Raw genomic sequence first — 411 nt, 5'->3', positions numbered from 1 at the left:
ACCTCTTGCGAAAGTAAAAACCACCTCAATCTAAATTTCATGAGATATCAGAAATTAAATCGTTTTTCAGATTCTGAATTCCAGCGCTTGGTTGGTGTACCTCGACCAGTTTTTAGTGAAATGATCGAAGTTTTAAAAGAAGTAGAATCACTTAAAAAGAAATCTGGGCGTCCTCATACTTTAGCTATAGAGGATCAATTATTATTAACACTCAATTACTTACGGAATTACAGCACTCAATTGGAGTTGGCTGCAAATTACCATATCGCTGAAAGTAATGTGAATCGAACCATTAAAAAGGTTGAAGATGCATTGATGAAATCAAGACGGTTTACTCTGCCAAAACGAAGCATTACCACAGCAGACGAACAGTTTAACTGGGTCATTATTGATGCGACAGAATGTTCAATA

The 411-nt window shown here is 36.0% G+C and carries 1 pseudogene; it reads left to right on the top strand.

Going from position 1 to position 411, the window contains the following annotated elements:
• Positions 1-39: 39 nt before the first annotated feature.
• Positions 40-411 (top strand): annotated as a pseudogene (locus tag J671_RS24815) (IS5-like element ISAba27 family transposase); the annotation flags it as partial.

The organism is Acinetobacter sp. 1130196 (assembly GCF_000588095.1).
In the GTDB taxonomy this organism is placed as follows: domain Bacteria; phylum Pseudomonadota; class Gammaproteobacteria; order Pseudomonadales; family Moraxellaceae; genus Acinetobacter; species Acinetobacter nosocomialis.
This window is presented reverse-complemented; position numbering and strand designations above follow the sequence as displayed.